The sequence below is a fragment of the Gordonia oryzae genome (genome assembly GCF_003797185.1).
Classification (GTDB): Bacteria; Actinomycetota; Actinomycetes; order Mycobacteriales; family Mycobacteriaceae; genus Gordonia; species Gordonia oryzae.
The window spans coordinates 307,357-322,530 of the sequence record NZ_RKMH01000002.1 but is presented as its reverse complement, the minus strand read 5'-3'; the positions used below and the strand labels follow the sequence as shown (position 1 = coordinate 322,530).

Here is a 15,174-nt window from a genome sequence, read left to right as displayed (position 1 = left end):
CGCACACAACGATGTCAGTCCCGCGTCGTAGCCTCCAGACACAGGCTAGAGGAGGACCCGTGGACCAATTTCGCGACGACTTTGCTGAGTGGAAGAGACGAGAGGAAGGAAAGGAGCCACTCTCCGGGGAGTTCCTTGAGCGGTACGTGCGATACATGCACGAGTCTCTTCTCGTGACCCACGCTCAGGATGTGAACGTGACCCACCGCGCCCGCGTATCGGACATCCACGGCGACACCCACGAGATCGATGTCTTCATGGAGTACACCTTCGCCGGAATCCGACATCGGGCCGCCATTGAGTGCAAGGATCAGAATCGGCCAGCCAGCCGAAAGGACGCGATGGCATTTTCCACCACGGTCGCGGAGATACCGAACGCGATCGGCGTGTTCGTGGCACCGCGCGGCTACCAAAGTGGAGCCAAGAAGTACCTCGAAGACCGTGGAGTCACCCATTACGACGCCAGCAACCTCCCACACTTTGGCGCGATCGTCGGTTCCTGGTTCCAGCCCCTCGCCCTCCCTGATAGCAATGCTGTTGGTCAACCGTTCTGGGTCCTTATGGAGGCCGCGAACGGGGAGACGACAGGGACTCACTTGCGGATCCCGTTGGGCAACAGCCCCGAAGGAGAGCACGATGCAAACAGCGTGATCGCTCTGTTCATATCTCACGTCGACGCCGCCCGCTTCACGGAGGCATTGTGGCCTGGCGAAACGTCGGTGTGTGTTCGCGGCCTTGAACGCCCCGCCCTCCGAGCGTTGGTCTCGATCGCTGGCGACGAGGGTATCCGCTTCGTGATGATGACTCCGGCAGAGATTGACGGGCGCGAGCAGTACATCCAAGAGCTACTGAGCGTCGACACCATCACCGATCGCTTCCTCGCCACGCCGTAGACGCGTCCTGTTGCAGCGAATAGTTGCAGGCTAGAGCACCGAGGCGCCCGCGCGGCTACAAGCGATAGTAGAACACGGCGCTCATCGCCTACTGGCTGCCCTCGTTGTATGTAGCGGCTCCACAACGACATCGAATTTGGTTCGAGTACGGACGCTTACCTATCCGATCTGTGGAGCTAGTACGAAGAAACTCGAAACTTGTACACCTGTCAAGAAAGTGGCATGACCTGCAAGAACGAATCACCTCATCACCACACCGGTCGCCCCAGGCTGACTCCGACACCTCTCCGCCGCGCTCCAGGCGCTTTCTGACAGCCGAAGACACAGTCGAGATCGTGCACGCGTACGAAGCTGGCCAATCCACTCAGTGCATTGGCAGTCGCTACGGCATATCTAAAACTCGTGTCGCCACCATCCTCCGCGAGCAGGGCGTTCCGCTCCGTCGCCAAGGCCTCACGGACGAACAGGTGAGCGAAGCCGCACAGCTCTACGAAGCAGGCAAGTCACTTGCCACCCTCGGTGCTCACTTCGGCGTCTCTCACGCCACCATCGCCAACGTCCTCAAGAAGCGCGGCACCCGAATGCGGCCACGACCAGGATGGAGCGATTCCTCGGGGAGCTGATAATGGCCACAATACTCGACGCTACAGGCCGGGGATGGTTGAGAGCGACCAGACGGCAGCGAACGCCTCTTCGGCCATATCGCGTGACCGCTTGGCTATCTCTGCCTCGCCCCAAGAACTAGCACTTATGATACTATCGTCAATATACACACCCGATTTTCTGGCATCGTCTAGAATTAATCGCTTTTCATCGAAGTTCTTGTCTGCGAGTTTCTCATTCAGCTCTCGAGGGATGAGGATCAGATTCCCAATTGATGCAACTGCCGAGGGTGGCGTAGTCAGGGAAGCCTGCGGGATAATATGCTCCACTGTCAATAGCTTGAAATCGGGTTCAATATTTGAATGGTACGAGTATAGGCGCTGCAAGATGTGGAGCACCAATCGTTGCTGTTGAGTATAACGGCGCGAATATCTGAGTTCTGCAAAATCCGCAGAAAATTGATCGAGCGAAGGAAGGCGAGAATCGTCAGATAGTTTGGCGTGGAGATCTCGAACTATTTTGTACCGAGCGTCATTACTGTTAGCAGTGCTGAGCTGCCGCGCATGGGCGGCGTACATCTTAGAGACCCCACCTGAAGACGGCTGGCTGGAAATGGCCGTTGCTATGAAGTGGAATCTCTCGATTGCTAGTATTGCAATACGGGCGTACTTCAGATTGATCTGCTTATCACCGTACGCGCGCCAAGCTGACAAGAGCCAGGGAAGCGGCTGTCTGACGCGAAAAATTTGCAGTGCATTAAACGCATCCAGGATCGGCCTTTCTTCTTGCTGCCAGGCCTCACGAAATGTTGGTTCGTGAATCTCTCTGTAGAATCGACTATCCGCGACCAACTGATCCAGATAGCCTTCCGCGAGTTCTCGCGATATCGTCCGCCTGACCGTCTTTCCGAGATCGGCACTTGCCAAGTACTCGTACCGTGATAGCCAACTATGCAAAAGAAATCGATCCATAGGCAAGTCTGCCTTGGATATTGAGAAGCTCTCTTGAATTCCACTCCACTTCTCGCGAGGGACGTCGTTTTGAGGATTAGTTGCACGAAGAATCGAGAACAAATGACTCTTCACCAGGTCTGCAGTTTCCAGGTCGCGTCCACGACTATTCAAGGTCTGAAAGATTACGGTCGCATCCTCCTCGTTATCCACCTCAACGGTTATAAGGCGAAGTTCAAGTATCGAGTCACGCAATTTCAGGAGCAATCCGACAACCTCTTGAGTATCCACTATCCCGGCACAAAGAGTATCGACCTTGTTCCGCAACCGGTCGACCGCCTTCTTCAGGCGGCGTTCAGATTCGTCGATGGCGGGCTCATCCCCCGACTGACCAGCCTGGACGTACCGCAGGTACTTACTCGGCCGATCGTGCTGCAAAACAAAATGCTTCTGATTATCAAGCTCGCTCGCCCGCTCAATGAGATTTTGGAGGCCATCTGCTTGGTCGTCCTTACCTACTGATCGAAATTTGTCGCGTAGAACGCACAACAGGGCAGTAATTGTTGTGATGCGCTGTTGACCATCGACGACTCCCTGCGTCCCGTAGGTTGACTGGAACAGAACCATTGATCCAATGAAATAGTCCGAATCGGCGGTCGTAACATCTTCCCAGAACTCATCTATCTCAACGTCTTCCCATTCGTATGGACGTTGAAATCGTGGGATTCTCAGGTAATAGCTCCGGAGAACTTCTATAATAGTACGGTCGTCGCTCTTTACTTTCATTCCGCACTATCTCTCTTATTTCGTTCGATCATTTCGATCCAGCGGCGCACCGACGTTTCCGGAGCCTCGATCTCTACGAGTCGATTGATCATTCTTTCGTGAAATAACTCGGCAGCCCCTGCCGCTGGCCCCTTCGCCGATGCAGCCCACAATTGCTCTAACATCTCGCTCGGAAGGTGATAAATCATCAGCGTTGCATCATTGGGGCGAGTCCCCTCATTGACAGGTGTCGATTCAGGGAGGAACTCAGCGATCATAACGCGGTCAATATCTGCTTCGAGGCATGAGTTCACGAAACCTCGAATCTCCCAGGGCTGTACGGGTTTTGTGCGCACTTCCACTGAGGCCACGACCTTGCCATTCGGGTCGTACAGTTGGACATCCCCTGGGATGTCTCGAGATGGGTCATTGATTGCACGCGACCTCACGTCGTCATGCACCGAATCGAACGCTGCAGCGACCAGCGCTTGCGCCCTGCGCGGCACATCCAAACCGTCAGCCATGAAGGAATCGGACGCAGCGATGACACCGGCGAGATGTCCTACGGCTGGACTAACGTCGTAGCCTGGCCTGTTAGCGGCCTCCTGCAAACCGACTCGGACAAACGCAGCTAGGGCTTCTACCGCATCGTCTCCGTGCAAGTTTGCCAGCGGTTTGAGAGAGTTGACGTATCGATCAAACTCAGCACGATTTCGCACCCTATCGATTTCGAGTAGATGATCGTAGCGGAAGAATGGCTGGTTATTGAGTGGTTCACGCGTCGTCGTTCGGACGGAGAATCCATAACGATCTGCTAGTGGTATCAGAAGGTTGTGACCGACTGTGCGCAAGCTGAAGGCGTACTGCGAGTGAGCCGACTTGATCGCGAGAGGATCGACGCGATCGTCGACTGCCCGGGCAAGCAGAGCTGCACCGAGCGCAGGTGTGTACGTCTTGAAGTCCATGGCGAAGGTCTGTTGCGCTACAGATGTCCAATAGTCCGGCAAGGAGGTATCGGAGCACGCGAGGTCGTATGCCTGTTCCATCACCCGCTCTGCTTCGGGCATTCTGATCGTGATCGCCACACTGAGCCTCCACCTCTATGTCGAGAGGTACAGACTATCTGCAAGCCACGATACTCATGATGGCAGTGTCAGCTGCGGTGCATCCGGCGGGTCTACAGCAGCTGCAGCTGGGTGCTTGCCCCCGATCCTGGCTCCACATGCCCGAGCTGTTCCATCAGAGCACGAACAACCACGCTACCGAGTCCGAAAGGCACCGCGTTGCCCAGCTGGCGCTGTGCGTCTGCGCGGTTGCCCACGAGCACGAAGTCATCGGGAAACGTCATCAGCCGCAGAATCTCAGGCACCCGCAGGCGACGTGCTCGCAGCTGTCCCTGTTCATTGGGGACGTTCTCCCAGTGGAACGGTCCGACCCATGGTCCCGGTTGCGCCTGGATCGTGCTCGATGGCCGGTCAGGATCGAGCCTGAGAAGAAATGTCCAGTATCGGCTGCGCCACTTGAAGATATCTCGCCCGCCGTAGCGGTCGGTATGCCACAGGTAGTTCTGTCCACCCGGGACTTCGGCCGCAAGCTCAGCGAACTCGCCTTCGACCAGCTCGCCCTCCTCCGAGTCAGCGCCTGTCAGATCCCCGATTGCCTGCCGAGCAGTGACGTAAGGGATCTTCGACTCGTCGAACGTACGAGTATGTTCGCTCCAGCCTGAATGCGTGGGAGATGGGAACTCGAACGGAACACCATCGCGTCGGCCGACTACGAATACTCTCCGGCGCAGTTGAGGGACTCCGTAGTCTGCTGCCAGCAGCACCTTCCATGACGGGTTGTAGCCCAGTTCTGACAGGCCACCTATGAGTCGCGCAAACTGTGCACGATGGGTCTTGTACGTCAGCCCTTGGACATTCTCGAGGACGATCGCCTCGGGCCGGGTGTCCTTGACAACACGTACGTACTCATCGAGCAGCGACGCGTTCGGGTCGCGGCTTTCCCGCTTCTCCTTTATCCAGAATCCGGACTTGCTGAACGGCGTGCATGGCGGTCCGCCGACAAGGAGCGCGGCATCGCCGACTGAAAGTTCTGCACGCTCAAGCAATTCTTGAGACTGCGTCTCACGGATGTCGCTACAGAGCACCTCGGTCTCAGGGAAGTTTTTCGAGAGCGTGGCGAGTGCTGGCTCGTCGTAGTCGGTGGCTACGGCGATCCGCAGCGGCCGCGTTTCATCGAACCGTTCTACTGCCAAGTCAAGCCCGCCGGCACCGGAGAATAGGCTAATCACGGGTAGCTGATCGGACACAGAAAACCTCACTGACCTGGCGATATGTCGGGTTGCAAGGTCCCAACGGTACCAGACCGCAGACCAAACGACGGGGAAGCATCCCCAGGGTTCGCAGAATTGTCAAGATTGTCTGGTCATCGCCGAAACGCGCGATCGACCAAGTCGATCAAGGCCTGAAGCGACCCGTCATCAACAGAATCGAACCAGATCGGCTCATCGGGTGCGTCAATCTCATATACCCCGACGCCCCATCCGTTGTGGTGGCCCCGGTCCCACGAGAGCGAGTCGTCGGCGTCAGTGATGAGCAGTGACGTTGCGTCTTCAAGGTTTGCCTCGATGGCGGCGCACATGCCACCTGTCTGGGTGAACTGCGCGTCAATGCCGATCGTCTTGAGTGCGTCGAGAACGTCTCGGTACTCCTCGGCACCTTCGGCGAGGGCCCGGTCGTAGCGTTCGCGATCAAATGGCCGTGTCATCAATCCTCAATGTATGCGCTGAGTCCGACATGGCAGCTTACGGCCGTGGCCTGAGATTGGTCTCTGTCGCCGACGCGAGCTGAGTGATCCAGCTCGCGTGCCGGTCGAAGCGTTTGTCGTAGTCGACAAAGTTCTCACCGACGGCATCCTGAATCGCGTCGAGCTTGAGATCGATCGTACCCATGCGCCTCGACAGCTCGGTTTGCCCGTTCCGAAGTTCGGTTTGTCCATCCTGAAGCTCCGTGATCTGGCGACCCATTGCATTGATGTCGCTCTGAAGCCGATCAACGCGTGATCCGAGCGAATCGACACTGCCATGAACCTTGGCGAATTCACCACGCATGTACTTGAATAGCTTGTCGATATCGGATTCTTTCATCTGTTCCAATTATATCAATTTCGCAGTCGCAAGAATGATGTGAAATTATCAACCAATCACTGTGCACGGCGACGACGAATTTGATGTCCGCCGCTGATATTCAACCGCCAGCGCGCCATCTCGACACTAATCTGGTACTGGGTCGCGACCACTTCTGCGGCGACTCCCTTGATTGCCAGCATCCTTGCAGCGTCAGTCGGTAGCAGGAGCTCGCCCGACAAAAACGTTGCCTCTTCTTCAAGGACGCGATCGGCTACCCGGCATCCGGCGGAGTCGACGAGACGCGCTTCGTGGGGGTGCTCACAGATAGAATGTGCGACCTCGTGCCCAAGGGTGGACCGCTGGCGCTCGATCGTGTGGAGATCGTTGACGACGATGCACGACCCGAATCGGCTCACAGGAACCTGAGCGCCCGAGAAACGCTGGTAGCCAGCTTCACCGAAAAACTGGACAGCACCGGCGCAATCGAGTTGTGACATCTGCACCACATCGAGTCCGTACAGCTCAGCCAGAGCGAACACGTCGAACGGATCGCTGGAAGCTGCGCCAACCTCAACGCGCAGTTCCTTTGCAAGCTGACGGAGTGCGCTTTTCCGCCCTCGGGCCATGGTCATCGTTTCGCTCGCACCGCCTTCATGAGTCGCACCGTCGCATCGATGACCTCTTCGAGGTGTTCTACGTCATCGGCGTCGAAATCTGGACGTGCTCTTAGCAGCGGTGCCATCTGGGCGGAGAGTTCGGGCAGGTTATCTAAGAGTTCCTCGTTGCCTCTATCAATGAACTGCTCAACCGGCATCCTGAGAAACGATGTCAGGGTAACCAGGCCGTCCGCGTCGGGTTTGTACCCATTCGCGAGCCGCGACAACAAAGACGGGCTGACTCCGATCTCTTTCGCCAACTGTCGCATCGAGATACCTCGTTCACGTCGGACTAGATCTAGTGCAGCGTAGAGCGCATCGGTGTCAATCGTCAGCTTCCTGCTCACAGTTTGTGCCCTTGGTCAGTCATGATAGCAAGTGTTGCAGATCCGATGGACTGGCGCGAACCCGACGCATGTTGTAGATTCGAAGCAGCGTTTCACTTCCGAAGCGTCAAGAGGTTCGACACAAGGAGTAGTGGTCATGGCAGTTACTGCACGTACCGGCGAACGGTGCCCGATCAGTGGAGTGTGGCGGGTGGCTAGCACTCCCTCCACGACCGCGCCGATCGCCAAGGGCAACGTGATGCCGCCGTACAGCGGCCGCGCTGTGGTTTGGTCGCTCGTCCACACCGCCTGAGCAATTAGTCGCATTGTGCGCTGGACGCGAAAGGAGGTGATGAACATGGCAAAGAACACCGGGCACGGGTCTCGCCGCGGAGCGGTGCGGTCTCGCAGTCAGGTCGCCACGCCTCGTGGCTGGGTAAAGCGCGACAGCGAGTCGGGCCGATTCATGGACGGCAAAGCTGACGGCGCGCCGTTCAAGGGAGTACGGCGCGAGAGGTGAGTGATCAATCGGCGACGGGCTGGGTGGCGGACGGGGAAGACTCGTCACTCAGCCCGTCTGGTCGAGCCACGTGGAATACCGCGTTGTGCATGGATGTGTCGACGGCATCTCGGACACCGGTGACCGTTCACGATACGAACTTCGCGATCTCCGAAGTTCTGTCACCACAACCCGTTTCTGCCGAACCCAAGCTTCCGCCGAAACTCTCCGAGGTCCTTGTCGCCCGGCTCTTGTACCTCTGGTCGCCGGATTGGTCGCCTCAACGGATCAATGGCCTGGTCGACGTACCGTTTGGACCAGGTAACCCATGCGTCTGCGTCGGCGCGCTCCTGAGCGTCCTCGATGGTGGCTACACGTCTTCTCAGTGCATCGACGTAACTGCGTAGCCGCTGCGCCGACTCCCACGCTGCTGCATCAGCCTGGAGCATTTCGCCAAGCGTGTGTTCGACGTAGGCGGAGTGCGCCTGCTGGTTTTCCAGTTCGAGGCGTTTTGCGCGCTCCTCGTCTTCGATTCTCTGTCGCTCACGTCGGTCGGTGTCACTGGCGACCCACGTGCTGAAGGCAGCCAAGATGTCGACGAGCCGATCCTCAAGTCGTCGAGTCTTCGTGTCCGCCCATGACTTCTCACTTGGATAGGCCGCAGCGTCGTGTGTCACGATGGCCAACCGATCCGAAGGCGCGTGATCGTACTTCGGGATATGCGACCATTCCCACTTCTTCTGATCAGCTATCTCACGTGCGGTCGGCTCATGCGGCAGCTGATCTCGGAGCTGCTTGATGCTCACTGGACACCGGAACTCCTGTTCAGAAAGTACGAGAAAGCCAGGCGGCTGGCTGCGCCTCGCTTAGTAGTCTCGCCCTTCGACTTGCTTGACGAGTTCGACCTGGATTCCGCGTGCAGCAGCTTCCGTCGCTAGGCAATGCAGTAGCACTGCGGCGCGGCGGCGATGCTCCTTGCCGATCCCGTCGAGCCTTCCTGCCGAAAGGATCTCGGCCACCACAGGATGCCAGCGACCGATCCGTTCCCTCGCCATCACCTCCGACGGCGCCTCAGTCTGCCACTCCGAAACCGAGACCAGCAGGATAATCCACTCCCCATACCTCGCACCGCTATAGGCGGCGACGTGCTGGCCGTCGGGCGCCATCCCGTGCCGGTTGATCGCGGCGGCCAACGTCGAGTACTTGACCTTGTCGTCGCGAGAGCTGCGCTCCAGTACGCCCCCAGCGCTCGCCAGGTCGGCCAGGAGTTGGCGTGTAGGTGTCAGCCCGGATGGCGATCGCTTGGTGGCTGTCGGTGTCGGTTTCGGCGTCCGCGGGGCCGGCTGAGATCGCGGGTCCGGCCCAACTGACGATGACAAGTCGGGAGTCTTCGTCACTCCGCCTCGTGAACCTCGGTGTTTCCGTCCCCAGTGTCCGTCGGGGTAGTCGCCGTGCTCTAGGTAGAACGAACCGGCCGGTAGCAGCTCTGCCCGCCAACCGCCTCCTTTCTTGGACACAGTGACCAGACGACGAGAGGCAAGTGCATTGGCGACGGTCTTGTACGTGTGCCCATCCCATCGACCGTCCGGACACCCATCGCCGATCCAGCGCAGCACGTCGAGCTGACCTTCGTGAATAGGGTCTTTCAGCGCCAACGACTCATTCCTAATGTGGTGACTCAAACTTCGATATCCGATTCTCCCGCAAGTGGCCGCAGCACGGTGAGCCTTCGCGTCAGGGGAGACCTGATCAGCCGGTATCCGAGGGCGTGTCTCGTTCGTATCTCACCGCGATCGACTCGATCTGATCCGCTCGCAGGATGACCCGACCCCATTTCGGCAAGTTGGCGGGTGCCTCGTTGGCCTTCATCGCGATCGGCGGAGCCAGCACTAATTCGCGATCAGCCACTTCAAGGTCCGGCGAGAAGTGCGCGACTCGACCGGACCAGCTGACGCCGCCTGTGAGGCGTACTCGGACAACCGGATAAGAGCCTTGTGGGCAATCGTCACGGAATGCCTTGCTCCACGTTGAGACGTGCGAGATCGTGGCTTCTGTGGTCCGAGAAGCAATCCGAAGTGTTGCTTCGGAGACCCCGATCGACGTCGCCACGAACACGAGTAACCCAAGACCAATGGGAATGACATGATCGCCGACATATGCGTGATTAGCGAAGACGAGGTCGCGTGGAGTCGGCCAGAAGTCTGATTTCGTCCAGGTTCGGAGGCAACTACCTACCACCAGCACGATAGGGAGTGCGACGGCGCTGCAGCATGTCGATACGAGGACGACACGGCTGATCTCTCGGAACGTGGTTTCCCGGCGCTCGGCAAACTTCGTCGAACGACGAAGATCGTAGTAGACACCGGGTGCCACCAGCGCGAAGAATCCAAGCAGCGTAAGCCAATTGGATGGAACCATCGATGCGCTAGTCGGGGAAGTCGTTCAAGTACGAAGTCGCATCCGAACCTGATCCACCGTCATTCTGCGCTTCAAGTCGCGGCGGTGGATCGACCACCGGTGGCGAAGGAACCTCGATCGAATCGACCGACTTGTCGAAGTAACCTGACCCCCGTAGTGAACCCTCGGGGTCACGGTCATGAGGACGATGAGCCACGCTCCTATCCCTTCGGTGGATGCTGGTCACGGGAACGGGGGTAGGTGTTCTTGCTACCGATCGTCCCGTCCTGGTTCTTGATGACATGCTCAACACCGAGATCGATGGCCTTGTCTCGACCCCGAGCTTGCGCTTCCTTCTTCGTTCCACCCGTGTCGGATGCACGCGAGTTGCCCTGCACCTTGTTTTTCCAGACGCCGTCTTCGTAGTACGTCTCGACATCGCCGACTGCCATCTCAGCTCCTTCACTGTGCCGTGCCAAATGTCACTATCCAGGCTAGCCGTGAACACCGACAATCCCGGCGATGCCGAACCCGAAAGCAAACATCTGCGCAGTTCAGAGCAGTGACTCTGAATTACACCCGTGTGAGATTCATCCGTTTGGGCGACAGCTCACCTCGGCGGACGATGGCCGGAATGTATTTAGGAAAGGTCGATCCGCTATTCCGGGGGCTCCAGACCGCTGACCAGCACCCCGGCGTCGACGTTCAACCCACCAGCGATCTTCAAGATGTTATGCAGCGTCACGTTCCGCCGACCTCGCTCCACCTGGCCGAGGTACGTCCAGTGCAGCTCGCAGCGCTCGGCGGCCTTCTCCTGGCTCAGCCCCAGCTCTGCGCGCCGCGCCTGCACCCGGCGACCGAACTCACGCGTAGCCGGCGAGATGGGCGATTTGGACGGGGCGGGCACACCATCAACCCCATAGGTCCCATGACCATCAATCCAGAGACGATGAATCCCATGTTTATGAATCCTGGTATCGTGGGCGAACCGAAACCGGTTGTGGAATCGGCGACCAGGACGGACGATTCGGCGAGGAGGTGACCATGATCGGCGGAGGCGACTTCAAGATCGCGTGAGCGGCATCGAGCGACGCGTCAATTTCTGATGGCTGCGACTCATTAGATAGCAAGTCGAGCACGAGAGCTGCGGTGTACGAATCCTTTTCGTACACCGCAGCTCTCGTTCATCCGTGACGACTCGGGATCGGACGGCCTGCGCAGGCTCTTCAACGTCGAGTTCTTTCGTGAACAGCAAAGCGGGAGTGAGGAAGACATGACGAAGGTGTCGCTCCGTGCGCTGACTGAAGCCCACATACCTACGATTCTCGACGCCTGCAGCGACTGGCAGGAACTGGCGCAGTACGGCCCTCCGTACTGGCGACCCCGCAGCTCGGCAGAACTTCAGCGCAAGATCGCCGCGACTTCTGGCCCACAGCCGGCCACCGAGTACAGCTTCGTGCTCGTGGACGATCTCAGTGGCCGGCTTGTCGGCGAATGCTCAGTCCACGCGATCGACTGGCGTAGCCGCGTGGCACAGGTCGGCATCTGCGTATGGTCACCAGTCGACCGCGGCCAAGGACTCGGACGCGTCGGGGTGGAGCAGGTGACGAACTGGGGCTTCGGCCATCTCGGTCTCCGCCGTCTCGAAGCCTGGATACTCACGACCAACCGATCGTCATGCGCCCTGTTTGAGCGGTGCGGCTTCGTTCATGAGGGCACCCTTCGCGCTCGATACCTCAACGACGGCAAACACCATGACGTCGATGTACTGTCCCGACTCGCAGATAGCTCCGGGTAACCTCACTGCATCGAGTGAAACGCAGACCAGGCACGCATCTATGCACTGACCTGCGGGTTTGCTACAATAGCCATAAGCAATGGCACGAAAACGACAGTCCTCCTTAGCTTTCCGACTCCGTAAGACAAAAGCGGCCTTGCTCGCCGTGATCCTGACGCTCGCCGGAATCGTCCTCATCACCCTGAACGGCTGGCTTGCAACGCTCGACCTCGGTCCGTGGAACTGGTTGCACGCCCTGCCGCTCGGAGAGCTCGGCGGAACATTGTTTGGCGCTGGACTGCTGGGCACGCTGTTCGAGTACAGCTTCCGCAAGGATCAGGAAGCGGCGACCGTCGAGCAGTTCCGCACGATCATCAAAGAGCAAGCGCCTGCCATGCGTGACGCGGTGGTCGAAGGCTTCGCCATCCATCCCGAGGATCTCAAGCGCGTAGCCAACCCCGCGCTGCTCGACGACATCGCCGCCAACGTCATGTCGCTGCGCTTAGGCGACGAACAGTTCGCCCGCGAGATCTACAGCGAGATCCGCGATCAGGCGATCCGCGCCGCCGAACGCTGGCACGACGTCGAAGTTCGTATCCGTCTCGCCAGTGCACTAGAGAGCAGCACCGAGGGTACTGCTTTGTTCGACGTTACCGTGGAGTGGGAATACACCACCGTGCCATCGGGAAGCGTCCGCCGCTTCGCCTGTGTTTCAGACCGAGACGAGTACAACGACCTGCTCCTTGACATTCCGGCCACGTCACCCTGGTTCATGAAGCCTCGACCAGGCATGGACGCGTCCAGCCGCGAAAGCTACGAACTACTCGAACTCACCGTCGATGGCCGGCCACAGCCCATCCGCCGCACGGTCCGCAAGGACGGCCAGACATACTCAGTCCACCTCGACGCAGGCGCAAAGACCGACGAGCCAATCCGCATCAGACAAGTGTTCCGTACCGTGACGCCCACTTGGGGACATCGTCTCTACTTCGAGTTGCCGCAGCCAGCACGCAACATGACCGTGTCATTCGACTACACGAACACCAACATCGTCGACATGCGCGTCATTGAATCAGTTGCGACCACTCGGCCAACACAGCTCTCGCGCAGTCCTGACCGAACTCCCGGACGGACGATCTCAGTCGAAGCAATCGGGTGGCTCATGCCGAAGGCCGGTTTTACGTTCACCTGGACGCTCGACACAGAAGTGCTTCGCGACGATTCGCAGCACGAGGCAGCCTGACTGAATCCATGAACATTGCCCTCACCACGTAGCAACAGACTGGGGCAGGAATCGCCTTCCAACAACCACAGTCGTTCACACGCCGGAGATATGTCGGTTGGGACGCATACCTCGCGGCTCTGAATTCAGCATCTGATCCGGTACGCCGTGTATCCCGCAGATGTGCCGGCTCGGGCATCCGTTGAGCGCGAAACGAATCGTTACCATGAAACCCCACGATGACGGCCAGGCCGCGTAGTGACCTCCCCTGTTCAGTTCGGCAGTTAAACCTCGGTCTGCGCTCCAGCGAACATTGTTAGCCTCAGCTTAGAAAGAGGCCTTCTGAGCGGTAGCGCTCAGAAGGCCAGTTTCGTCAATCGCGCCTGGTGAACATGGAAATCATTCCCACCAGCACTATCAAGATACTTATACCTGATAATGCCATCTTCGCACCGAGATCGAGGACGGACGTCGTCGACACCCCTACTGCAAAGTAAATAGCAACTGCGGTCAACAAAACTACCCACAATGGTCTCTTCACGAGAGTCTCCTTTGATGCAGGATTCCCATCGCTTCTGCGACAGGTTCCGGCTCACGCAGACCTACCGCAGAATTTCAGAGTACTCTCGCCCTATATATAGAGTATTCCGGCCACAATGTCAACGAATTGACATTGTGACTGGCAGAATTATCGCCATAGCATGTCATGTAACGAAGGGATTTACCGCCACGCCGATCAAGGTCACGATGAGAACGATGATCGTAAATACGAGCGTCCAGTATCCGATTTTCAGCGATTTCTGCGCGACCACACCCTCCGCAGTTACCGCCGACCGGAGGGCGATATTCGTCGCGGCGTCATCGACGCGCTCGTCAATAAACCGAAGCAGCGTATCTAATTCCATTTCAGTTCGCATCCGCATCATAAACGCCGTGGTAAATCCATGGTCGATTAAGCGAGATGGATCCAGCGATTCCCGGAGTCGAGCAACAGCCCGCTTTGACACAACCACGGGATCCAGAGCTTCCGACGGGGTAACGTTGCTAATTTCGCGTATTGTTCGATGCTCCTGCAGGAATCGTAACAGCGCATGTGCCTGAACGAGTTTGGCGAGCCAATACTCGATGACAATGCATATATCCTTTCTGTACTCTTGCAGAGGGTTGTCCTGGTGCCAGAACCCCGCATTGGACACCAAAGATGCTTTGCGGTCTGTCAGGTAGATCTCATCGATGCGGTAACCAATGTTCTTCTCAGCCAACCCTATTAGGTACTTAGGCCGGTACTCCTTGTACCATGTCGCCGTGTTTAGAAGCCCGGCTACACTCGGGTCGAGTAGCGCATCTTCAGGAGAAACCCGGCACCATCCGTCGAAACCGGAATCGCTATGCTCGCCATCGATTGCTGGTCGTAGTACCGCCTCAAGAACCAAGAGCTTATGCGTTCGACTTCGTCGTTTGAAATCATTCATTTGCAGTTCGGTACAATCGAATTCTGATTCGACCGAGAATGCCTTGCAAAGTCCCTCAGCTACGGTATTCCCTCGGAGCCAGTCTTGGACGAGCTGTTTGAAGGATAACCAGGATACATCTTCTAGTCCGTCTAAAATAGCGATGGCGCGGGGTGTAGATAGGGGAGGTTGTGAATTTTCCGCGTCGATCGAGGTTGAAACTTTGTGGACGAGGCGGTAGCAGATCGAGTACGTTATGACACCCTCGGGGTAGATCTTCATCGAGTGCGATACAAACCGGGCGTAATGCAGATCATCGGTAGCCTCCCGCGAGAGGCGCTCATTGGTTGGTAGCGATACGTCCCCGCTGGATAGATTTGAGTCAATACCAATCTTGAACGGCGCCTCTTCCTTGAGAAAGGCGTCGTTCCAGATTGCTTTTCCGCGCCGCGCTCTGGCCTGTTGCATCCATGTCTGCATATCCTCGGAGTATGAGCGACCCACA

The 15,174-nt window shown here is 57.8% G+C and carries 17 protein-coding genes; 4 read left to right on the top strand and 13 right to left on the bottom strand.

The features are described from left to right. Window positions 1-59: 59 nt before the first annotated feature. Together EF294_RS03680 and EF294_RS22415 are read left to right on the top strand one after the other, a co-directional pair. Window positions 60-893, top strand: a complete 834-nt coding sequence (locus EF294_RS03680) for a restriction endonuclease (protein ID WP_123925730.1) — start codon at window positions 60-62, stop codon at window positions 891-893. A gap of 170 nt (window positions 894-1,063) precedes the next feature. After that, complete coding sequence (locus EF294_RS22415; RefSeq protein ID WP_281275964.1) at window positions 1,064-1,516, top strand: helix-turn-helix domain-containing protein; 453 nt, start codon at window positions 1,064-1,066, stop codon at window positions 1,514-1,516. 21 nt (window positions 1,517-1,537) lie between these two features. Here EF294_RS22415 and EF294_RS03670 read toward each other — a convergent pair whose 3' ends face one another. From EF294_RS03670 to EF294_RS03615, 12 genes are all read right to left on the bottom strand, one after another. Continuing rightward, entirely contained in the window at window positions 1,538-3,232 is a 1,695-nt protein-coding gene (locus EF294_RS03670) for a DUF262 domain-containing protein (RefSeq protein ID WP_123925728.1), read from the bottom strand. Beyond that, a complete protein-coding gene (locus tag EF294_RS03665) occupies window positions 3,229-4,296 on the bottom strand; it encodes a restriction endonuclease, SacI family (RefSeq protein ID WP_123925726.1) in 1,068 nt (355 codons plus the stop codon). Before EF294_RS03665 ends, EF294_RS03670 begins: the two co-directional genes overlap by 4 nt. Window positions 4,297-4,388: 92 nt before the next feature. Further along, window positions 4,389-5,522: a DNA cytosine methyltransferase gene (locus tag EF294_RS03660; protein WP_123925724.1), complete on the bottom strand. Its 1,134-nt coding sequence runs from the start codon at window positions 5,520-5,522 to the stop codon at window positions 4,389-4,391. A gap of 116 nt (window positions 5,523-5,638) precedes the next feature. Continuing rightward, a complete protein-coding gene (locus EF294_RS03655) occupies window positions 5,639-5,980 on the bottom strand; it encodes a hypothetical protein (protein WP_123925722.1) in 342 nt (113 codons plus the stop codon). Window positions 5,981-6,017: 37 nt separating this feature from the next. After that, entirely contained in the window at window positions 6,018-6,359 is a 342-nt protein-coding gene (locus tag EF294_RS03650; RefSeq protein WP_123925720.1) for a hypothetical protein, read from the bottom strand. 56 nt (window positions 6,360-6,415) lie between these two features. Further along, a complete protein-coding gene (locus EF294_RS03645; protein ID WP_246007649.1) occupies window positions 6,416-6,973 on the bottom strand; it encodes an ImmA/IrrE family metallo-endopeptidase in 558 nt (185 codons plus the stop codon). Then, window positions 6,970-7,344: a helix-turn-helix domain-containing protein gene (locus EF294_RS03640; RefSeq protein ID WP_281275963.1), complete on the bottom strand. Its 375-nt coding sequence runs from the start codon at window positions 7,342-7,344 to the stop codon at window positions 6,970-6,972. Before EF294_RS03640 ends, EF294_RS03645 begins: the two co-directional genes overlap by 4 nt. Window positions 7,345-8,004: 660 nt before the next feature. Beyond that, on the bottom strand, window positions 8,005-8,628 hold the full coding sequence (locus tag EF294_RS03635; RefSeq protein ID WP_123925718.1) for a hypothetical protein: 624 nt from the start codon (window positions 8,626-8,628) through the stop codon (window positions 8,005-8,007). A gap of 60 nt (window positions 8,629-8,688) precedes the next feature. Next, the gene (locus tag EF294_RS03630) at window positions 8,689-9,015 is read right to left on the bottom strand and encodes a hypothetical protein (protein WP_123925716.1); all 327 of its coding nucleotides are present in this window, start codon (window positions 9,013-9,015) and stop codon (window positions 8,689-8,691) included. 556 nt (window positions 9,016-9,571) lie between these two features. Continuing rightward, window positions 9,572-10,240 carry a DUF6338 family protein gene (locus EF294_RS03625; RefSeq protein WP_123925714.1) on the bottom strand — a complete coding sequence of 223 codons (669 nt, stop codon included), beginning with the start codon at window positions 10,238-10,240 and terminating at the stop codon, window positions 9,572-9,574. Between the two features lie 200 nt (window positions 10,241-10,440). Next, entirely contained in the window at window positions 10,441-10,671 is a 231-nt protein-coding gene (locus tag EF294_RS03620; protein ID WP_123925712.1) for a DUF2188 domain-containing protein, read from the bottom strand. 206 nt (window positions 10,672-10,877) lie between these two features. Further along, entirely contained in the window at window positions 10,878-11,126 is a 249-nt protein-coding gene (locus EF294_RS03615; RefSeq protein ID WP_123925709.1) for a helix-turn-helix domain-containing protein, read from the bottom strand. 366 nt (window positions 11,127-11,492) lie between these two features. Here EF294_RS03615 and EF294_RS03610 point away from each other — a divergent pair, with 366 nt between their 5' ends. Both EF294_RS03610 and EF294_RS03605 read left to right on the top strand, forming a co-directional pair. Beyond that, window positions 11,493-12,017 (top strand): GNAT family N-acetyltransferase, encoded by a 525-nt coding sequence (locus tag EF294_RS03610; RefSeq protein ID WP_123925707.1) that lies wholly within the window; start codon window positions 11,493-11,495, stop codon window positions 12,015-12,017. 145 nt (window positions 12,018-12,162) lie between these two features. Then, window positions 12,163-13,239, top strand: a complete 1,077-nt coding sequence (locus EF294_RS03605; protein WP_246007671.1) for a hypothetical protein — start codon at window positions 12,163-12,165, stop codon at window positions 13,237-13,239. Window positions 13,240-13,922: 683 nt separating this feature from the next. Here the strand turns inward: EF294_RS03605 and EF294_RS03600 are convergent. Continuing rightward, on the bottom strand, window positions 13,923-15,149 hold the full coding sequence (locus EF294_RS03600) for a hypothetical protein (protein WP_123925703.1): 1,227 nt from the start codon (window positions 15,147-15,149) through the stop codon (window positions 13,923-13,925). Between the last annotated feature and the right edge of the window lie 25 nt (window positions 15,150-15,174).